The sequence below is a fragment of the Streptomyces sp. NPDC058295 genome (assembly GCF_042880655.1).
Classification (GTDB): Bacteria; Actinomycetota; Actinomycetes; order Streptomycetales; family Streptomycetaceae; genus Streptomyces; species Streptomyces coriariae.
In genome coordinates, this window is sequence record NZ_JBHVYO010000016.1 from 49,561 (window position 1) to 68,340 (window position 18,780).

Annotated in this window: 18 protein-coding genes and 1 tRNA gene; 12 read left to right on the forward strand and 7 right to left on the reverse strand. The window is 69.6% G+C overall.

What is annotated here, in order from left to right:
* The first annotated feature begins 42 nt into the window (after positions 1 to 42).
* The 4 genes from ACFVYS_RS18935 (at position 43) to ACFVYS_RS18950 (ending at position 3,375) form a co-directional block, all read left to right on the forward strand.
* On the forward strand, positions 43 to 618 hold the full coding sequence (locus ACFVYS_RS18935; protein WP_389503347.1) for a TerD family protein: 576 nt from the start codon (positions 43 to 45) through the stop codon (positions 616 to 618).
* A 120-nt stretch (positions 619 to 738) separates the two neighbouring features.
* On the forward strand, positions 739 to 1,314 hold the full coding sequence (locus ACFVYS_RS18940; RefSeq protein ID WP_020126912.1) for a TerD family protein: 576 nt from the start codon (positions 739 to 741) through the stop codon (positions 1,312 to 1,314).
* A 74-nt stretch (positions 1,315 to 1,388) separates the two neighbouring features.
* Positions 1,389 to 2,537 (forward strand): DUF475 domain-containing protein, encoded by a 1,149-nt coding sequence (locus tag ACFVYS_RS18945; protein WP_389503349.1) that lies wholly within the window; start codon positions 1,389 to 1,391, stop codon positions 2,535 to 2,537.
* A gap of 100 nt (positions 2,538 to 2,637) precedes the next feature.
* Positions 2,638 to 3,375, forward strand: coding sequence for a Tellurium resistance (locus ACFVYS_RS18950; RefSeq protein ID WP_389503351.1), 738 nt, complete (start codon positions 2,638 to 2,640; stop codon positions 3,373 to 3,375).
* A gap of 19 nt (positions 3,376 to 3,394) precedes the next feature.
* Here ACFVYS_RS18950 and ACFVYS_RS18955 read toward each other — a convergent pair whose 3' ends face one another.
* A complete protein-coding gene (locus ACFVYS_RS18955; protein ID WP_389503353.1) occupies positions 3,395 to 4,138 on the reverse strand; it encodes a TerD family protein in 744 nt (247 codons plus the stop codon).
* 176 nt (positions 4,139 to 4,314) lie between these two features.
* Here ACFVYS_RS18955 and ACFVYS_RS18960 point away from each other — a divergent pair, with 176 nt between their 5' ends.
* Genes ACFVYS_RS18960 through ACFVYS_RS18970 form a run of 3 tightly spaced genes read left to right on the forward strand, consistent with a single transcriptional unit; the run spans position 4,315 to position 8,992 of the window.
* Positions 4,315 to 5,490: an HpcH/HpaI aldolase/citrate lyase family protein gene (locus ACFVYS_RS18960; protein WP_389503355.1), complete on the forward strand. Its 1,176-nt coding sequence runs from the start codon at positions 4,315 to 4,317 to the stop codon at positions 5,488 to 5,490.
* A 26-nt stretch (positions 5,491 to 5,516) separates the two neighbouring features.
* Entirely contained in the window at positions 5,517 to 8,192 is a 2,676-nt protein-coding gene (locus ACFVYS_RS18965) for a phosphoribosyltransferase (protein WP_389503357.1), read from the forward strand.
* Positions 8,192 to 8,992, forward strand: a complete 801-nt coding sequence (locus ACFVYS_RS18970; protein ID WP_389503359.1) for an HAD family hydrolase — start codon at positions 8,192 to 8,194, stop codon at positions 8,990 to 8,992. Before ACFVYS_RS18965 ends, ACFVYS_RS18970 begins: the two co-directional genes overlap by 1 nt.
* A gap of 17 nt (positions 8,993 to 9,009) precedes the next feature.
* Here ACFVYS_RS18970 and ACFVYS_RS18975 read toward each other — a convergent pair whose 3' ends face one another.
* Positions 9,010 to 9,228: a zinc ribbon domain-containing protein gene (locus ACFVYS_RS18975; RefSeq protein ID WP_389503360.1), complete on the reverse strand. Its 219-nt coding sequence runs from the start codon at positions 9,226 to 9,228 to the stop codon at positions 9,010 to 9,012.
* Positions 9,229 to 9,513: 285 nt separating this feature from the next.
* Between ACFVYS_RS18975 and ACFVYS_RS18980 the strand changes: the two genes are divergently transcribed.
* From ACFVYS_RS18980 to ACFVYS_RS18990, 3 genes are all read left to right on the forward strand, one after another.
* Positions 9,514 to 11,730, forward strand: coding sequence for a transglycosylase domain-containing protein (locus ACFVYS_RS18980; protein ID WP_389503560.1), 2,217 nt, complete (start codon positions 9,514 to 9,516; stop codon positions 11,728 to 11,730).
* A 49-nt stretch (positions 11,731 to 11,779) separates the two neighbouring features.
* Complete coding sequence (locus tag ACFVYS_RS18985) at positions 11,780 to 13,063, forward strand: hypothetical protein (RefSeq protein WP_389503362.1); 1,284 nt, start codon at positions 11,780 to 11,782, stop codon at positions 13,061 to 13,063.
* Positions 13,064 to 13,161: 98 nt separating this feature from the next.
* The gene (locus ACFVYS_RS18990) at positions 13,162 to 14,334 is read left to right on the forward strand and encodes an amidase domain-containing protein (RefSeq protein ID WP_389503363.1); all 1,173 of its coding nucleotides are present in this window, start codon (positions 13,162 to 13,164) and stop codon (positions 14,332 to 14,334) included.
* A 13-nt stretch (positions 14,335 to 14,347) separates the two neighbouring features.
* Here ACFVYS_RS18990 and ACFVYS_RS18995 read toward each other — a convergent pair whose 3' ends face one another.
* The 3 genes from ACFVYS_RS18995 to ACFVYS_RS19005 form a co-directional block, all read right to left on the reverse strand.
* Positions 14,348 to 14,851: a DUF4383 domain-containing protein gene (locus ACFVYS_RS18995; RefSeq protein ID WP_389503365.1), complete on the reverse strand. Its 504-nt coding sequence runs from the start codon at positions 14,849 to 14,851 to the stop codon at positions 14,348 to 14,350.
* Positions 14,852 to 14,931: 80 nt separating this feature from the next.
* A complete protein-coding gene (locus ACFVYS_RS19000) occupies positions 14,932 to 16,326 on the reverse strand; it encodes a hypothetical protein (protein WP_389503367.1) in 1,395 nt (464 codons plus the stop codon).
* Between the two features lie 74 nt (positions 16,327 to 16,400).
* Positions 16,401 to 17,174 (reverse strand): DUF4097 family beta strand repeat-containing protein, encoded by a 774-nt coding sequence (locus ACFVYS_RS19005; protein WP_389503369.1) that lies wholly within the window; start codon positions 17,172 to 17,174, stop codon positions 16,401 to 16,403.
* Positions 17,175 to 17,333: 159 nt separating this feature from the next.
* On the opposite strand from ACFVYS_RS19005, the gene ACFVYS_RS19010 reads away from it, so the two are divergent.
* Positions 17,334 to 17,408, forward strand: a tRNA-Val gene (locus tag ACFVYS_RS19010).
* A 114-nt stretch (positions 17,409 to 17,522) separates the two neighbouring features.
* Here the strand turns inward: ACFVYS_RS19010 and ACFVYS_RS19015 are convergent.
* Together ACFVYS_RS19015 and ACFVYS_RS19020 are read right to left on the reverse strand one after the other, a co-directional pair.
* Positions 17,523 to 17,867: a hypothetical protein gene (locus tag ACFVYS_RS19015; RefSeq protein WP_389503371.1), complete on the reverse strand. Its 345-nt coding sequence runs from the start codon at positions 17,865 to 17,867 to the stop codon at positions 17,523 to 17,525.
* An 88-nt stretch (positions 17,868 to 17,955) separates the two neighbouring features.
* The gene (locus tag ACFVYS_RS19020) at positions 17,956 to 18,105 is read right to left on the reverse strand and encodes a hypothetical protein (RefSeq protein ID WP_389503373.1); all 150 of its coding nucleotides are present in this window, start codon (positions 18,103 to 18,105) and stop codon (positions 17,956 to 17,958) included.
* A 76-nt stretch (positions 18,106 to 18,181) separates the two neighbouring features.
* Between ACFVYS_RS19020 and ACFVYS_RS19025 the strand changes: the two genes are divergently transcribed.
* Positions 18,182 to 18,703: a GNAT family N-acetyltransferase gene (locus ACFVYS_RS19025; protein ID WP_389503375.1), complete on the forward strand. Its 522-nt coding sequence runs from the start codon at positions 18,182 to 18,184 to the stop codon at positions 18,701 to 18,703.
* Positions 18,704 to 18,780 lie beyond the last annotated feature (77 nt).

The following is an 18,780-nucleotide window of genomic DNA, read 5'->3' on the forward strand; positions in this document are numbered from 1 at the left end:
CGCACCAGGGGCTCCCCGCCCCAGGACACCAATGGAGGACTTGTGGGAGTCAGCCTCAGCAAGGGCGGCAACGTATCGCTGACCAAGGAGGCCCCGGGCCTGACCGCGGTCATCGTCGGTCTGGGGTGGGACGTCCGCACCACGACCGGCACCGACTTCGACCTGGACGCCAGCGCGCTGCTGGTGAACAACGCCGGCAAGGTCGCCAGTGACGCCAACTTCGTCTTCTTCAACAACCTCAGGAGCCCCGACGGCTCGGTCGAGCACACCGGTGACAACACCACCGGTGAGGGCGAGGGCGACGACGAGGCGATCAAGGTCAACCTCGCCGGTGTCCCGGCCGACGTCGACAAGATCGTCTTCCCGGTGTCGATCTACGACGCCGAGAACCGGCAGCAGTCCTTCGGCCAGGTCCGCAACGCGTTCATCCGCGTCGTGAACCAGGCCGGCGGCGCCGAGATCGCCCGCTACGACCTCAGCGAGGACGCGTCGACCGAGACCGCGATGGTCTTCGGCGAGCTGTACCGGCACGGCGCGGAGTGGAAGTTCCGGGCCATCGGACAGGGCTACGCGTCGGGTCTGCGCGGTATCGCGCAGGACTTCGGCGTCAACGTCTGAGCCACCCGCGGGGACCGGAGGTCCGACCGTCCGGCGCCGCACCGTTTACGGGCGGCGCCGGACGTGCAGGACAACCGAAGAGGAAGCACCTGAGCACCACCTAGGGGAGGACCAGCAATCATGGGCGTCACGCTCGCCAAGGGAGGCAATGTCTCCCTGTCCAAGGCCGCGCCGAACCTCACTCAGGTGATGATCGGGCTCGGCTGGGACGCGCGCTCCACCACCGGAGCCCCCTTCGACCTCGACGCCAGTGCGCTGCTGTGCAACAGCGGGCGGGTGATGGGGGACGAATGGTTCGTCTTCTACAACCAGCTCAAGAGCCCGGACGGCTCGGTGGAGCACACCGGCGACAACCTCACCGGTGAGGGCGAAGGCGACGACGAGTCGCTCCTCGTGGACCTCTCCAAGGTGCCACCGCAGTGCGACAAGATCGTCTTCCCGGTCTCCATCCACATGGCCGACGAGCGGGGTCAGACCTTCGGACAGGTCTCCAACGCCTTCATCCGCGTCGTCAACCAGGCCGACGGGCAGGAACTCGCCCGCTACGACCTCAGCGAGGACGCCAGCACGGAGACCGCGATGATCTTCGGTGAGCTCTATCGCTACCAGGGCGAATGGAAGTTCAGGGCGGTGGGGCAGGGGTACGCGTCGGGGCTGCGGGGCATCGCTCTAGACTTCGGAGTCAACGTTTCGTAAAACCGAGTACGGCGCGGGGGAGAACTTCCCCCAAGCTTCGCTTGGGGGGACCCCCAGACACGATTGGGTAGCCAGTGCTTCTGAAAACCTTCGGCTGGTCGTTCGCGGTCACCGCGCTCGGCCTGGTCGCAGCGGTCTTCTACGGGGGGTGGGAGGCCTTCGGCATCGTGGCGATCCTCTCCATCCTCGAGATCTCGCTGTCCTTCGACAACGCGGTGGTCAACGCCGGGATCCTGAAGAAGATGAGTGCCTTCTGGCAGAAGATCTTCCTCACCGTCGGTGTGCTCATCGCCGTCTTCGGCATGCGGCTGGTCTTCCCCGTCGTGATCGTCGCCATCAGCGCCAAGATCGGCCCGATCGACGCCGTCGACCTCGCGCTCAACGACAAGGACCAGTACCAGCAGCTGGTCACCGACGCCCACCCGTCGATCGCCGCCTTCGGTGGCATGTTCCTGCTGATGATCTTCCTGGACTTCATCTTCGAGGACCGTGACATCCAGTGGCTGCGCTGGATCGAGCGCCCGCTGGCCAAGCTCGGCAAGGTCGACATGCTGTCGGTCTGCATCGCGCTGATCGTCCTGCTGATCACCTCCTTCACCTTCGCCGCCCACGCCCACCAGCACGGCGGCGCGCACGCCGACAAGGCGGAGACGGTACTGATCTCCGGCATCGCCGGTCTGATCACGTACATGGTCGTCGGCGGGCTCTCCGGCTACTTCGAGGACAAGCTCGAGGAAGAGGAGGAACGCGAGCACGAGGAGGAGGAAGAGGCCGCGCGCACCGGCAAGAAGCGTTCGCCGGTCGTCCTGGCCGGTCAGGCCGCGTTCTTCATGTTCCTCTACCTCGAGGTCCTCGACGCGTCCTTCTCCTTCGACGGCGTGATCGGCGCCTTCGCCATCACCAACGACATCGTGCTGATGGCGCTGGGTCTGGGCATCGGCGCGATGTACGTCCGTTCGCTGACCGTGTACCTGGTCCGCCAGGGCACCCTCGACGACTACGTCTACCTGGAGCACGGCGCGCACTACGCGATCGGCGCCCTCGCCGTGATCCTCATGGTCACCATCCAGTACCAGATCAACGAGGTCATCACCGGCCTCGTCGGTGTCGTCCTGATCGGGTGGTCCTTCCTGTCCTCCGTCCGCCGCAACCGCGCATTGGCGGCGGCCGAGGGAAAAGCCCAGGGCTCGGACGAGAAGACTGAGGTCTCGTCCGGGGTGTGATCACCTTCTGAGCGAGGAACGCTCTGAGCGGGGCGGCCGGTGAGGACGAGTCCTCCACCGGCCGCCCCGCCGGTTTTCATCAGTGGACGTGGGGGCGGGAATGGGCATCTTCGACGGGCTCCTGGGCAGCCGGGCCGCCGACTTCGACTCGGGCAACGCGGCCACCAACGCGATCGAGCTGACCAAGCGGCATCACCAGGTCTCCCTGACCAAGCAGGGTGCCGCGACCGGCAACCTGCGCGTCAACCTGACCTGGCGGATGCGCACGTCCGACATCGGCGGCCTGCAGCGGGAGAGCCTGCTGCGGCACCCCTTCAAGGCCCTGCGGCCCCCGGAGGTCGTCGGACACAGCCAGAGCATGGTGAACGTCGACCTCGACCTCGGCTGCCTGTACGAGCTGGCCGACGGGACGAAGGGGGTCGTGCAGCCGCTGGGCGGCCTGCTGGGGGACGTGAACGGCGCCCCGTACGTGAAGCTGAGCGGGGACGACCGGTTCGGGTCGGCGTCCGGCGAGACGATGTACGTCAACCTCGACCACCGGGAGCAGATCAAGCGGCTGCTGGTCTTCGTCTACATCTACGACCAGACGCCGGCCTTCGACCGTACGCACGCGATCGTCACGCTGTACCCCAGCAACGGGCCGCGGATCGAGATAGGCCTCGACGAACGGCACCCGCAGGCCCGGTCCTGCGCGGTGGTCATGATCGAGAACGTGAAGGACGAGCTCATGGTCCGGCGTGAGGTGCGGTTCGTCTACGGGTTCCAGGCGGAACTGGACCGTCTGTACGGCTGGGGGCTGACATGGGGCCGGGGCTACAAGACGAAGGTCGAGAAGTAGCGCCCGGACCCCCGGCGGCTCACCGTCCGACGAACTGGGGGCCCTGCGGGGGAAGCCGGAAGGACCCGTCCGGATAGCCGTAGCCGTAGGTCGGGAGACTGGCCGGGTAGCCGTACGCCGGCTGCTGCTGGGGGACGGCCGAGGCCGGCTGCTCGGGCGGCAGGGGCTGGGAGAGGCTGGGAGTCTGCGGGGCCGCTTCGGGAGCCGCGCCCGACGCCTCCTCCGACTCGTCCACCGAGATGCCGAAGTCGGTGGCCAGGCCCTTGAGACCGTTGGAGTAGCCCTCGCCCAGGGCGCGGAACTTCCAGCCCTCGCCGCGCCGGTACAGCTCGCCGCAGATCAGCGCCGTCTCCTCGCCCGTCTCGGGGCGGATGTCGAACGTGGCCAGCGGCTCGCCGTCGGCTGCCGCGTCGTACAGCACGATGGTGAGGGAACGTACGCGGTCGAACGTCACGCCGTCCGCCGAAGCGACCAGCAGAATCTGGCCGACGCCGGACTCGACACCGGACAGATCCGTCTGGATGGTGTCCGTGAGGCCCTCGGCGACGCGCTTCTTGCCGAGCCGCCACACCTTCCCGGAAGGGTGCCGGGGCTGGTTGTAGAAGACGAAGTCCTCGTCGGAGCGCACACGGCCGTCGAGGCCGAGGAGCAGCGCCGAGGCGTCGACGTCCGGGACCCCCTGTCCGGGGGTCCAGCGCAGCACGGCGCGTACCGTGGTGGCTTTCAGCGGGACGTTCGACCCCTTCAGCATCGCGTGCGTCATGCGGTCATCCTGCCTTCTCGGGCCTGCTCACGACAACGCGGGGTACACGGCAAGTCTCATCCGCGAGTTACCTGAAATTCATGCCGGGTGGGAACCTCTGACATGGATCCCTACGTACTATTACCGGCCACCTCATACCGAATCCACAGAGTTACCTTGCACCACGGGGGAGATTTATGCGTCATTTCGGGCACCTCGCCCCTGAGGTGCGACAGCGCCTCTTCTACCGGGAGCCGTGTGTCTTCGACACCGACTCGCCGGCCAGGCTGCTCTCCGCGGCTCTGGGCGCCACGCTGTACAGCCCGGCCACCCGGCCCCGGCTGGCGGACGACATCGTCAAGCAGACCGGGCGCGGCGTGGTGTCGATGGTGCTGTGCCTGGAGGACTCCATCGGAGACGAGGACGTCGAGGCCGGCGAGGAGAACCTGGTCCGGCAGTTCGCCGATCTGGCGGGGCGCAGGGACACACAGGGCGTGGAGCTGCCGCTGCTCTTCATCCGGGTGCGGACGCCCGAGCAGATCCTCGACCTGGTCCGGCGGCTCGGGGCCACCGTGGAGCTGCTCAGCGGGTTCGTCTTCCCGAAGTTCACCGAGGAGCGGGGCATCCCCTTCCTGGAGGCGCTGGCGGGCGCCGAGACGGCGAGCGGACGGCGGCTGTTCGGCATGCCCGTCCTGGAGACGCCCGAGCTGATGTACCGCGAGTCACGGGTGGACGCCCTGGAGGGCATCGCCCGTGCAGTCGACAAGTACCGCAGCCGGGTCCTCGCGCTGCGCCTCGGCGTGACGGACTTCTGCTCCTCGTACGGGCTGCGCAGAGCGCCCGACATGACCGCCTACGATGTCCAGATCGTCGCCTCGGTGATCGCCGACGTGGTGAACATGCTGGGCCGGGCCGACGGCACCGGGTTCACGGTGACCGGTCCCGTGTGGGAGTACTTCCGGGTCCCCGAGCGCATGTTCAAGCCGATGTTGCGGCACAGCCCCTTCCTGGAGGGGCAGGCCGTCGAGCTGCGCGAGAAGCTGATAGAGCACGCGATGGACGGGCTGCTGCGCGAGATCTCCCTGGATCACGCCAACGGTCTGCTGGGCAAGACCTGCATCCACCCCTCGCATGTGCCGGCCGTGCACGCGCTGTCCGTCGTCAGTCACGAGGAGTACAGCGACGCGGCGGACATCCTGCGGCCGGAACGCGGCGGCGGGGGTGTGCTGCGGTCGCAGTACACGAACAAGATGAACGAGGTGAAGCCGCACCGCGCCTGGGCCGAGCGCACCATGCTCCGCGCCGAGGTCTTCGGTGTCGCGCACGACAGCGTCAGCTTCGTCGACCTGCTCGCCGCCGGAATACCCGGCTGAAGTACCACCTCACTCACAAGGGACGCATGAACAACGCAGTGAACAACGGGGACGACGGGATCTGGTCCGGGACGTGGGTCGCCGAGCGGCTCGGTGTCGAGCTGGTGGGCGACGACACGCTGACGGGCCTGCTGGGGCTGGCCCTGCGCCGCAACCCCAAGCGGGCGCATCTGCTGGTCTCCAACGTCCTGGGCAAGCACGTCCCGCAGTCGCCGTCCGTGGTGCACGGCCACGGGCTCGCCCTCGGCCGCCGGGTGCGCGAGCTGCTCGGCGCCGAGGAGACGGCCGAGGCGGTCGTCCTCGGCTACGCGGAGACCGCCACCGGCCTCGGCCACTCGGTCGCCGACGGCCTCGGCACCGCCCCCTACCTGCACTCCACCCGCCGCCCGGTCGCCGGGGTGGCGCAGGCGGGCGGCTTCGAGGAGTCCCACTCGCACGCGACCTCTCACCTGCTGCTGCCGGAGGACCCGGCGCTGCTGGTCGGGGACGGGCCGCTGGTCCTGGTCGACGACGAGTTCTCGACCGGCAACACGGTCCTGAACACCATCCGGGCCCTGCACGAGCGCTATCCGCGGCGGCGGTACGTCGTCGTCGCCCTCGTCGACATGCGGTCGGCGGCGGACGCGGGCCGTCTGGACGACTTCGCCCGCGAGATCGGCGCCCGCGTCGACCTGGTCACCGCCGCCTCCGGCACGGTTCTCCTGCCGGATGGGGTGCTGGAAAAGGGCCAGGAACTGGTCGCCCGGTACGAGGCCGAGGCCGCCGCGAGCGGTGATCGGCCGTCCGCGGGTCCGTCGGCACCTGTCACGCGGTTCCCCGCGTTCGTCGGGGGCACTGCCCGGACGGGGCCCGAGGGGACGGCGACCGCTCCCCGGCAGAGCGCTGAGGCCGACGTGCAGGGCAACCCCTCAGGGGCGCGGGGAACTGCGCGACCAGCCATAGCGGACCCGCACCCGGAAGACGACCGCACCCTCCGGACGCGCCCCGAGGGCCACCTCACCCGCGTCGATCTGCACTGGCCCCGCGGCCTCCCCGACGGCGGTCGGCACGGGTTCACGCCCAAGCACCGGGCCCGGCTCGAGACCGCCCTGCCCGCCATGACGGCCCGCCTCGCCGAGGCGATACCCGAGGGCGCCTCGCGCGTCCTCGTACTCGGCTTCGAGGAGCTGATGTACGCCCCGCTCAGGCTGGCCCGTGAACTGGAGCAGGTGGTGGCCGCCGAGGTGCGCTACTCGACCACCACCCGCTCGCCCGTCCTCGCGGTCGACGACCCCGGCTACGCGATACGCAGCCGCATCGTTTTCCCGGCGCACGACGAGCCGGCCGACGGCCCCGGCGAGCGTTATGCCTATAACGTCGCGGGCAGTGGCTTCGACGCCGTCGTCGCCGTCGTGGACTCCGCGGCCGACACCCGGGAGCTGCACGCTCCCGACGGTCTCCTGTCCCAGCTCGCCGCGCACACCCCGCACGTCGTCCTCGCGGTCGTGCCGTCGTACGTCCCCGAGCCGCTGTACGCAGCCGCCTTGTCGGAAGAGAGACCCGCCATGCTGCCCGAGCCCCTCCGCGGCCCCGCCTTCTCCTCGTACCCGCCCGAGGAGGTCGGCTGGCTGCTCCAGGACCTCTCGGACGTGACGCTGGAGGCGCCGACCGAGGAGCGGGAGGAGGCCATCCAGAGCGGCGGCGCACACTACGCCGAGTCGCTGCCCGTCGAGTACCAGCCCAGCGAGCAGTACCAGGAGCTGTTCCACGCGGCGCTGGAGACGTCGGCGGCGCGGATCGCGCAGGCCGTGGGCGTGGTCACGGAGACGGTGATCGCCGAGCGTTCCCCCCGGCCGGTGCTGGTCTCGCTCGCCCGGGCCGGCACCCCGGTCGGTGTGCTGATGCGCCGCTGGGCGCAGTTCCGGCACGGCCTCGACCTGCCGCACTACGCGGTGTCGATCGTGCGCGGCCGGGGCATCGACGCCAACGCGCTGCGCTGGCTGGCCGCCCATCACGACCCGCGTGACGTGGTCTTCGTCGACGGCTGGACCGGCAAGGGCGCGATCACCCGGGAACTGGCCGCGGCGGTCGAGGAGTTCGAGGCGGGCGGCGGCGCGGCCGGCTTCGACGCGGAGATCGCGGTGCTGGCCGACCCGGGCTCGTGCGTGCGGACGTACGGCACCCGGGACGACTTCCTGATCCCGTCCGCCTGCCTCAACTCGACCGTCTCGGGGCTCATCTCGCGGACCGTGCTGCGGGCCGACCTGGTCGGGCCGAACGACTTCCACGGCGCGAAGTTCTACCGCGAGCTCGCCGGCACCGACGTCTCGGTGGCCTTCCTGGACGCCGTCGCCGCCCGCTTCCCCGAGGTCGCGGACGCGGTCGGGGGCGCGGTGAAGGAGCTGCTGGCCAGTGACCGCACGCCGAGCTGGGAGGGCTGGCGGGCCGTCGAGCGGATCAGCGAGGAGTACGGCATCCACGACGTGAACCTGGTCAAGCCCGGGGTCGGCGAGACCACCCGGGTGCTGCTGCGCCGGGTGCCGTGGAAGATCCTGGCGCGGGCCGGCGCGGGCGCCGACCTGGACCACGTACGGCTGCTCGCCGGACAGCGAGGGGTGCCCGTCGAGGAGGTCGGCGACCTGCCGTACACCTGCGTGGGGCTGATCCACCCGCAGTTCACCCGGGGCGCGACCGGTGCCGACGGCAAGGCGGTGACGGTCTGATGCCGGTTCTGGTGGCGAGCGATCTCGACCGTACGCTCATCTACTCGGCGGCCGCCCTGGCGCTGACCATGCCGGACGCGCGGGCGCCGCGGCTGCTGTGTGTGGAGGTGCACGAGGCCAGGCCGCTGTCGTTCATGACGGAGACGTCGGCGCAGCTGCTGACCGACCTCGGCGACCGGGCGGTGTTCGTGCCGACGACCACCCGGACGCGCAAGCAGTACCAGCGCATCAACCTGCCGGGCCCGGCGCCGAAGTACGCGATCTGCGCGAACGGCGGCCATCTGCTGGTCGACGGCGTGACCGATCAGGACTGGCACGCGAGCGTGCAGGCCAGGCTGGCCGACGAGTGCGCGCCGCTCGCGGAGGTGGAGGAGTACCTGGCGAAGACGGCGGACCCGTTCTGGCTGCGCAAGCAGCGGGTCGCCGAGGACCTGTTCGCCTACCTGGTCGTGGAGCGCGAGCTGCTGCCCGAGGAGTGGGTGAAGGAGCTCGCGGCCTGGGCGGAGAACCGCGGCTACACCGTGTCGCTCCAGGGCCGCAAGATCTACGCCGTGCCGAAGCCGCTGACCAAGAGCGCGGCCGTGCGCGAGGTGGCCCGCCGCACCGGCGCGGAACTGACGCTGGCGGCGGGCGACTCGCTGCTCGACGCCGACCTGCTGCTGGTCGCCGACCGGGGCTGGCGTCCCGGGCACGGCGAGCTGGCCGAGGCCGCCTGGACGGCCCCGGCCATCACCGCCCTGCCCGAGCGGGGCGTGCTGGCCGGGGAGCGCATCCTGCGGGAGTTCCTGAAGAATTCCTGAGAATCGCCCGGCGGCGCTCAGCCGCAGCAACCGCCGCCGCAGCATCCGCCGCCGCCCCCGCCGCCCGCATTGGGCGCGGGGGCGGACTTCGTGCCGCCCACGGCCACCGTGGAGAGGAGTTTGACGGTGTCGTCGTGGCCCGCGGGGCAGTCGGCGGGGTCGGCGGACCGGGCCATCGGGCGGCTCAGTTCGAAGGTGTCGCCGCAGGTCCGGCAGCGGTACTCGTAGCGAGGCATGGCGTCAGACTAAGCCCCTATGCTCGGACGTGGTGTCAGCAGTTTCGGCTCTGTTCACTTCTGTCGATTTCTTCTGTGGAGAATTCGCGAAGAGCGCTGGTAATTTGAGAGCGCCGCGTTGAACTCCAAGGTCGGGAGGGTTCAAGGTTTGCGGCCGCGTCAACGGCAACCATGTCAGGCCCTCGTCAGTCTGTACGTCTGCCTGCGAGCAATACGGAGTGCGGAGGGAGACGCGTCGTGAGCGAGGCGGGGCCGGGGGACAAGCCCCAACAGCCTGACGAAACAATGCAGTTGAAGCTTCCTGCATCTTTTCGGCCGGACGAGACCATGCAACTGCGGGTCTCGGATATACCGGCAATGCCGGACATGCCCGATGAGGGCGACGAAGGGGACGAAGAAAAGCCGCGTTCTTCGAAAAACCGACGAAAGGCACCCCGCCCTTCGCTTTTTGCCCGGGTATCTTCGTTTCTGGGTCCCCGCCTTGCCCCGCTGCTCGCCTTCCTGGCCCCTTATGTGGCTCGCGTCACGCCCTACGCCCGCAAGCTCCGCCCGCAGTACCCGCGCCCGGGCCGTACCGACTGGCGGCGCTGGATACCCTCCTGGCGGCAGTGTCTCGGTGGCGTCCTCACGTCCATAGGCCTGAGCGGCATGCTCCTGGTCGTCGCCTACGCGGCCACCGACATCCCGGACAACATCAACTCGTACGCCACCCAGCAGGACAACGTGTACTTCTGGGCCGACGGGACGCCGATGGCCCGCACCGGCTGGGTGCAGCGGCAGGCGATGCCGCTGAAGGACATCCCCGAGGACGTCCGCTGGGCGGTGCTGGCCGCCGAGAACGCCAGCTTCTACAGCGACCCCGGCATCTCCTTCAAGGGCATCAGCCGCGCCCTGTTCCGCACCATCGGCCAGGGCGACACCCAGGGTGGCTCCACGATCACCCAGCAGTACGTCAAGAACGTCTACCTGAACCAGAACCAGACGGTGAGCCGCAAGTTCACCGAGGCCATGATCTCCCTCAAGCTCGACAACCAGATGAGCAAGGACGACATCCTCGAGGGCTACCTCAACACCAGCTGGTTCGGCCGCGGCACCTACGGCATCCAGCGCGCCGCCCAGGCCTACTACGGCAAGGACGTCGGCGAACTCAACGCCAGCGAGGCCGCCTTCCTCGCCTCCCTGCTCAAGGGCGCCGGCCTGTACGACCCGACCCTGAAATCCGCCAACCGCGCCCGGGCCGTGGAGCGCTGGTCGTGGACCCTGGACCGGATGGTCGACATCGGCAAACTGTCGAAGGCCGAGCGCGCCAAGTACACGAAGTTCCCCGAGCCGCTCAAGTCCAACCCGCTGTACGACACCGGTGAGCAGACCGACTACCTGGTGGAACTCGCCTCCCAGTACGCCAAGAAGTCCGGGAAGATCTCCGACAAGGACTTCGACCTGGGCGGCTACCAGATCTACACGACCTTCGACAAGAAGCGCGAGACCCAGCTCACCGACGCCGTCACCAAGGCCCGCAAGGACGCCCTGAAGGACGACCCCAAGAACGCGAAGACCGCCCATTACGGCGCCTCCTCGGTGGCCTCCGACGGGCGGATCCTCGCCGTCTACGGCGGCCCGGACCACCGCACGCAGGGCTACAACGAGTCCAACGCCACCACCGTCTCGGCCGGCAGCGCGTTCCTGCCGTTCGTGTACGCCGCCGGCCTGGAGAACGGGATCCACAAGACCCGCGACGGGGACGACACCACACCGGTCACCGGGGAGACCCTGTACGACGGCGACGACAAGGTGCCGGTGAAGACGCCCGAGGGGCCCTACTGGGACCGCAGCGGCAAGGTGGTGGCCGCCAAGAACGACGACGGCGAGTCGTACGGGCAGATCTCGCTGCACCGGGCGATGGAGCTGTCGGTGAACACGCCGTTCATGCAGCTCGGCATGGACGCCGGCCTCGACGTGGTGCGCAGCACCGCCGAGAAGTCCGGGCTGCTCTCCTCCAGCATCGGGGCGCAGGTGCCCGCGCTGTCCATGGGCAGCTCCACGCCCAGCGCGATCCGCATGGCGAGCGGCTACTCCACCTTCGCCGCGGGCGGCAAGCACACCGAGCCGTACTCGGTGCGCCTGATCACCAAGAACGGCACCAAGGTCGTCCTGGACACCCCGGCCACCGACCGCGCGTTCGGCGCCGACGTGGCCGAGGAGGTCAACTCCGCGCTCGCGGACTCCTTCCGCACCGCCCACCCGGACGACGTACCCGCCTCGCAGCAGTCGGCCGCCCGGGCCGGCTCGCTCGGCCAGGTGGCCGGGAAGGCGGGCACCACCCAGGACGACACCGCCGCCTGGTACGTCGGCACGGCCAAGGCCGTGTCCACCGCGGTCGTCGTCTACCGCATCGACCTGAGCAAGAGCCTGCAACCGCTTCCACTGAAGGGCATCGCCGGCACGACCGACGACAGCGTTCCCTACGGCATCTGGTCAGGTGCCATGAGCCCGCTCGGCTGACCACCGAGACGGGCACCCGCGTCCCCGAAATCCGGAGAATGATCCGCACATGAAGTCACCGTCGGGCCGTCGCCGCAAGGCTCCGGCAACGCGCCACCCCGCCACCACGCATCCGGGGTTCCTGACGCTGGCGGCGCTCCTCGTCGTCGCGTCCCTGGTGGCCGGCTACCTGGTGCTCAACCGCACGACGAACACCGCGCCGACCGCGTCCTCGGGGGACAACAAGAAGGCGTCGGCGGGGGCCACCAAGGAACCGGAGTGGGACGGCAAGACGAAGGTCCTGGGGGACGGCTCCACCTCGTACACCGGGCCGCAGACGGGGCAGCTGAAAGCGGTTCCGCTCAAGCCGGGGGAGAAGCCGCCCCAGTTCGTGGTCTTCTCCTGGGACGGCGCGCTCATGGGCGACGACGGCCTCTTCGAGCACTACCGGAAGATGGCCGAGGAGTACAACGCCCACATGACCTTCTTCCTCACCGGCATCTACCTGCTGCCCAAGAGCAAGAAGGACCTGTACTCCCCGCCCCAGCACCCCAAGGGCACGGCGGCCATCAGCTTCCCCACCGACGAGCACATCCGCACCACGCTGGAGCAGCTCGGCGAGGCGTGGAAGGAGGGGAATGAGATCGGCACCCACTTCAACGGCCACTTCTGCGGCGCCAAGGGCGGCGGCGACTGGAGCGTCGAGGAGTGGAAGAGCGAGATCGACCAGTTCTACTCCTTCGTGGAGAACTGGAAGACCAACACCGGTTATACGGACATCGACCCGCTGCCCTTCGACTTCAAGAAGGCGGTCGTCGGCGGCCGCGCGCCCTGTCTGGAGGGCCAGGCGAACCTGCTGAAGGCCGCCAAGAGCTACGGCTGGCGCTACGACGCCAGCTCCACCGGTGACTTCCAGATCTGGCCGGCGAAGAAGAACGGCATCTGGGACTTCCCGCTCCAGCTGCTCCCCTACGACGGCGGCAAGTACCAGGGCCTGTCGATGGACTTCAACTTCCTCTACAACCAGTCCGACGGCGAGGTCGACGGTGACGCGGCCCAGTACCCGACCTGGGAGCAGGAAACCGTCGACGCCTACATGGCCGGCTTCAACCGCGTGTACTACGGCAGCCGGGCGCCCCTGTTCATCGGCAACCACTTCGAGGAGTGGAACGGCGGCATCTACATGAAGTCCGTCGACCAGGTCATCGAGAACGTCTGCACCAAGAAGGACGTCAAGTGCGTGTCCTTCCAGGAGTTGGCCGACTGGATGGAGGTGCAGACGCCGGCGACGCTCGAGCGGCTGCGCACCCTGGATCCGGCGCAGAACCCGGACTGGTCGACCGTCGTGAAGTAACCAAACCTCAACCCGGTCCCCTCTTCACAACAGCCACACACGCCATGCAAAGATGCCCTTCCCGGCATCCCTCCGCCGGGGCAAGAGGGGAAACATCAGTGAAGTCAAGGAAATTGAGGGCGACCCGCCGCCGCGTCGCGATACTCGGGGCAGCCGCCACCTCGGTCGTCGCCGGAGTGGCTCTGCTGCCCAACTGGTCCGCCGGTGCCGCCGTCGTCGACGACCCCAAGGTCGACGCCCGGACCAAGGCCACCTTCCAGCGGCTGGCGGACGCGGTCTTCACCGACCGCACCGACGCCCTGGTCGCCGGCAAGCAGGGCGACCGGTCGAAGCCGCTGACCGACGGTTTCTCCGGTGACGTCAAGCTGTCCTCCGGCACGGCCCGCACCGAGGACGCCGCCCTGTCCACGCTGGGCGACCGCAAGGACAAACTGGCGAAGGCCGGCGAGAAGTACAGCAAGGCCAGCACCACCGTCACCCTGAACGCCACGCGCGTGACCGGCCGTACCGCCAAGGCCGCGGTCACCGAGAGCACGACGCTGACCTACGAGAAGGTCCGCGGCAACGAGCCGAAGAGCACCGGCTTCGAGTCGCACCACGAGCTGACGTTCAAGGCCGACCGGCAGGGCAACTGGCAGCTGACGGACATCCGCGACACCGACCAGGGCGGTCTCGCGGTGAACGCGCTCACCAAGCCGACGTCCGTCAAGGCGGCCACGACGGCGGACGACACCATGCCGAACGCCGCGCGCGCGGCCACCACCCGCAACCCTGTCGCCGTCCCGAAGACCGGCACCGCCTATGACTACAAGGCGATGGCGACCTACGCCGAGAAGTACTGGAACGTCTACAACAAGGACTATCCGGACTACAACGGCCACGGCGCCGGCGGCGACTGCACCAACTTCGTCAGCCAGTCCCTGAAGGCGGGCGGCTGGAAGCACGTCCCCGGCTACGTGTACGACTACACCCGGTGGTTCGGCAACGCCGACATCCAGTCGGACTCGTTCGTCGGCGTCAACGAGTGGTCCTGGTTCGCCCAGAACTCCAAGCGGACCACCGCGCTCGCCAACGTCTACCAGCTCGAGGTCGGCGACGTCCTCCAGATGGACTTCGACCGCGACGGGTCCAAGGACCACACGATGATCGTCACCGCCAAGAGCGGCGGCGTGCCGTACGTGACCTACCACTCGAACAACACCCTGCGCAGGTCGGTGGCGAGCCTCGTCTCGTCGTACCCGACCGCGTACTTCTACGCCTACCGCACCTGATCCGGCCGGTCCGTCACTCCTCGGAGTGGCGGGCCCGCCAGTACGGGTTGTCGTGCGGCAGGGCGGACCCCACCCTGCCGTACATCCCGAAGACGAGCAGCAGGATCCCGATCACGAAGCTGAGCATGCAGTTCTGGATCTCGAAGGCCAGGAAGTTGTAGTCCGTCTCCAGCAGGGCCATGTTCAGGAAGCCGCTGACGACGAACAGGGCACCGAGGGTCATGTTCAGCGTGGACGCGAAGTTCCCGCCGATCACCATCCCCACCAGCAGCAGCAGCCCGACGGCGACCGACAGCCAGCTGAGCGCCCCGTTGGTGTTGAGGCTCCACACCTCGTCCCCGCCGGTGTCGAAGAAGCCGATGTTGTGGATGATGCCGAAGATCCCGAAGCCGATCAGGCCCAGGCCCATCAGCCCGGCGCCGATCCGGTAGACCAGGTTCAGCCGGTGGTCGACGGGCAGGTGCTCGTCGAACCTGATGCGCCGCCTGGACCGGCCGTGTACTGCGTGTGTGGCCATCTCCGCCTCCCTGAGGGTGGATGCGCCGATGGAGGCCGTACGTACCTTCAATATCCGCCCGCCGGGCGCCCGCGGCAATGTCAGTGCCCCGTGCCGCGCTCCTCACGGATCCCGGCCACCACGTCCGCCACCGCCCGCCGGACGGCCTCCGTCTCGGTCAGGAAGTGCCAGTAGTCGGGGTGCCGGCCCTCCAGCGTGCCGATCGCCCGCTCCAGCCGGGCCACCGAGTCGTCCAGCGGGCGCGCGTGCCGGGGATCGGGGGTGTTGCGCCCCGCCATCGCCAGCCGCTGGGCGTCCCGGATCGCGAACCGGGTCCGGTCGATCTCCGCCTGCGGATCCTTCTGTACGGCGTTCAGCCTGGTCAGCCGGTCGCCGGCGGCCGAGACCGCCTCGTCCGTGCCGTTCAGCAGGGCGCGCACGGTCGACAGCAGGGCGGTGGCGTCCGGCCAGCGCTGCGCGTCCCGCGCGGCGCGCGCCTCCGCGAGCTTCGCCTCGGCCTGCCGGACGTGCTCCCCGGCCTGGTCGGGGACGTGCTGGAGGTCCTGCCAGCAGGCGGCCGAGAACCGCCGCCGCAGCTCGCTGAGGATCGGCTCCACCTGCCCCGAGCGGGTCGTCAGCGCCTGCGCGCGGGTCCGCAGCGAGACGAGCCGGTGGTCGATCTCGGCGGCCTGCTCCGGCAGCCGCTCCGCCTCCACCCGGATCGCCTCGGCCTCCCGCGCCACCCGCTCCGCGCGCTCCAGCGTCTGCGGTACGCCGTGCTGCCCCGCGCCCTGGTTCAGCTTCGTCAGCTCGGGCGCCAGCGCCGCCAGCCGCGCCGCGAGACCGTCCGCCCGCAACCCGCTCTCCCGCACGGCGTCCAGCGCGTTCGAGGCGGCCAGCAGCGCCTGCCGGCCCCGCTCCACGGCGGGTGCGAGACGGGCCAGCTGGGTCTCGGCCTTGCCGAGCAGCGGGCCCAGCCCGTCGGCGAACCGGTCCAGCTCCTGCTTGACGCGGCCCAGCTCGTCCTTGGCGCGGGTCAGCTCGGTGCGCGCCTGGGCGGCCGCCGAGGCCTCCAGGTCGTCCCGGTCGAGGTCATGGGCGTCGACGGCGTCGATGTACTGATGGCTGGCCTCGTCGATCCGCCTGCCGACGGCCTCGAAGTCGGAGACGGCGCGCCGGGCGGCCGGCGAGTCGTCCACGGCTCGGATCGTCTCGATCGAGATCCGCAGGTCGCGCTGGGCGGTGTCCAGCTCGTAGAAGGCGGCCGCCGCGGCGTCCTTGGCGGCCTGGGCCTCGGCCCGCTGTCCCTCCGCCCGCCCGCCGAACCAGCGCCGGGTGCCGCCGCCTGCGAACGCGGCGGGCAGCGCGAGGGCGGCCACGAGGGGGAGGGCGACGAGGGTGAGGGTGTCCCGGAGGGCATGCGGTCCCCGGCTTGCACGGCGGCGCTGTGCGCGCGGCACCAACGGCGAGTACGGCTGCGCTGGTGTCGCCGTCACATCCCTCTCCCGTGCTGTGATCCGCCCTGCCCGGTGTCATTCTCCCACCGGTTAAGGACGAACACACGGGTCGGTTAGTTCGCGTTCCTGACAGTGACTTTGCCGTCGGCGGTGCGGGCGCTCACGACGTGCGTGCTGGACTCGTCGCGCGGAACGGACACGTCCACCCCGCCGTCGTCGGTCTTCGCGGTCACCCGGTAGGTCGCGTCGGGCAGCGAGATCGTCACCGAGCCGTCGTCGCTGACCGACTCCACCCGGTCCGGTACGGCGGACAGTGTCAGGCGGACCGAGCCGTCCGCGGTGCGCGCGTCCACCGTGCGGGAGGCGACCTCGGCACGTACGGAGCCGTCGTCGCTGCGCAGCTCCAGCGGCCCGCTCGAGTCGGTGACGTGCACGGAGCCGTCCTCGGTGCGCACGCTCAGCGCGTTCCGGAAGCCCCGTGCCCGGACGCTGCCGTCGTCGCTCCCGACCTTCACCGCGATGCCCCGGGGCGCCTCGATCCGGTGCTTGGCGGAGCAGTCGGCCACCACACCGGAGCAGTGCATCCGCAGTGTCAGCCGGTCGTCCTTCATCGACCAGGTCACCTTCGGCTCCTCGCCGATGGTGACCGACCCCTGGAACCAGCGGGTGACGTCGACCTTGCCCGCCTCGGCCGTGTCCGACGCGACGATCTCGAGCGCCGAGTCGTCGGAGTCGATGGTGAGCGTGCCGCCCTGAAGGGCGAAGGCCCGGTGATCGGGATGCTCGTCGTCGGCGGCGGCGGCGCCGCAGGCGGTCGCGCCGGCGGCCAGGGCCACGACGGCCCCGGTGACGAGGAACGCGCGGGCCGAAAGTGACGTACGTGCCATGGTGATCTCCCCCTGGGCTGCTTGGCGTTGCCCTGACGACACTAGGGAGCCGCCGGCCGCAGGAGGATCCGGCACGCTCCCGGATCCGGGGTGGGGCTAACCCCCGGATACGGGTTTGCGGGGCACGGCTCCGGGCAATGTAGGCTGTCGACTCGTCCCGGGTGCGTAGCTCAGGGGTAGAGCGCCTGCCTTACAAGCAGGATGTCGGCGGTTCGAAACCGTCCGCGCCCACCAGGAGAGCGAAAGGGCCCCCGGAGAGATCCGGGGGCCCTTTCGCATGCCCTGGGTGCGGGTGCCGCGGGTCGTCCCGGTGTGGGTGGCTCGGGACCGGGTGGGTTCGGGCGGGGGCTAGGCGTCGTCCGGGGGTGGGGTTTCCCGGGTGTGTTTGAGGTTCATGCGGGCCGTCACCCGGTCCGGGGGTGTGACCTCTGCCCAGAAGCGGTGGCAGGTGACGAACACCGCGAGTTCGTGCTCCCGGCGGCGGAGCTTCTCCACCTCGGCCTGCTCGTCGGCCGTCCAGCCGGGGGACGCGGGGCGCTCGGTCTTGCGCCAGCCCGCGTCGTCACTGAAGCCGTCCAGGGGCTCGACCGACCAGGGAAGTCGCTTCAGCAGGGCCGACAGCTCGGCCCTGACCTGATGCAGCTCCTCCTGACCGGCGCGCAGGTCGCTGGGAAAGTCATAGGTCGTAGCCACGCGGCAATGGTACGCCTGTTCGAATTTGGGTGGCGAGCTCCTTTGGGGTGTTCGTGTGAACGTATGTTCGATTGCGCCTCGGGTGGTCTCAGGTGTCCGTGCGGCTCCGGTCGAGGATGCCGAGGCCCGACCGGTCCGTGCCGTCAGGGTCCGCGTTGAGGCGGTGGACGACCACCCAACTGCCGTCCGCCGTCGCCCCGGTGAAGAGCGAGGCGTGGCGGGTCGCCCCGTTGTGCACTGACTGGTTCCTCCCCGCAGCCTCGCACGGCGGCGGGCGACCGCCGGTGTCGGACCCTTCCTCTAGGGTGACACGCATGGCGGAACGCGATGGGGAACAAGTGCGGTTGGTGCCCTGGGCGGAGGGCGACTTCTGGCTCCTCCGGCGGGCCAACAGCCCCGCGATGACGGAGCAGCTGGGCGGGCCGGAGAGCGAGGAGAAACTCGCCGACCGGCATCGGCGCTATGTCGAGCCGTTCGCCGGGCGCATGTACCGGGTCACGCTCGCGGACACCGGGGAGACCGTCGGCTCGATCGGCTACTGGGAGCGCGAGTGGCGGGGCGAGACGGTGTGGGAGACGGGCTGGGGCATCCTGCCCGAGTTCCAGGGCAGAGGGCTCGCCGCGACGGCGGCCCGGGCGCTCGTCGACGTCGTACGGCAGCGGGCCGGACACGGCGGCCACCCGGCCCTGCACGCGTTCCCCAAGGTGGAGCACGCCGCGTCCAACGGGGTGTGCCGCAAGGCCGGGTTCACCCTGCTCGGGCAGGCCGACTTCGAGTACCCGAAGGGCAACCCGATCAGATCCAACGACTGGTACGTCGACCTGCGCCGGGGGTGAAGCGAATCTTGTGGTGGCGACGCGGAGCGTTGCGGTCTAGTTGCGGCGGAGCCGGACCCTGCTCGCGACGGTGACGG

Bases quoted from the DNA above. Each gene is read 5' to 3' on its own strand.
- ACFVYS_RS18965 (WP_389503357.1), top strand. From the start codon at position 5,517: ATGAACAACGCAGTGAACAACGGGGACGACGGGATCTGGTCCGGGACG.
- ACFVYS_RS19025 (WP_389503375.1), top strand. From the start codon at position 18,182: ATGGCGGAACGCGATGGGGAACAAGTGCGGTTGGTGCCCTGGGCGGAG.
- ACFVYS_RS18980 (WP_389503560.1), top strand. From the start codon at position 9,514: ATGCAGTTGAAGCTTCCTGCATCTTTTCGGCCGGACGAGACCATGCAA.
- ACFVYS_RS18985 (WP_389503362.1), top strand. From the start codon at position 11,780: ATGAAGTCACCGTCGGGCCGTCGCCGCAAGGCTCCGGCAACGCGCCAC.
- ACFVYS_RS18940 (WP_020126912.1), top strand. From the start codon at position 739: ATGGGCGTCACGCTCGCCAAGGGAGGCAATGTCTCCCTGTCCAAGGCC.
- ACFVYS_RS18955 (WP_389503353.1), bottom strand. From the start codon at position 4,138: ATGACGCACGCGATGCTGAAGGGGTCGAACGTCCCGCTGAAAGCCACC.
- ACFVYS_RS18950 (WP_389503351.1), top strand. From the start codon at position 2,638: ATGGGCATCTTCGACGGGCTCCTGGGCAGCCGGGCCGCCGACTTCGAC.
- ACFVYS_RS18995 (WP_389503365.1), bottom strand. From the start codon at position 14,851: ATGGCCACACACGCAGTACACGGCCGGTCCAGGCGGCGCATCAGGTTC.
- ACFVYS_RS18960 (WP_389503355.1), top strand. From the start codon at position 4,315: ATGCGTCATTTCGGGCACCTCGCCCCTGAGGTGCGACAGCGCCTCTTC.
- ACFVYS_RS18975 (WP_389503360.1), bottom strand. From the start codon at position 9,228: ATGCCTCGCTACGAGTACCGCTGCCGGACCTGCGGCGACACCTTCGAA.
- ACFVYS_RS18970 (WP_389503359.1), top strand. From the start codon at position 8,192: ATGCCGGTTCTGGTGGCGAGCGATCTCGACCGTACGCTCATCTACTCG.
- ACFVYS_RS19005 (WP_389503369.1), bottom strand. From the start codon at position 17,174: ATGGCACGTACGTCACTTTCGGCCCGCGCGTTCCTCGTCACCGGGGCC.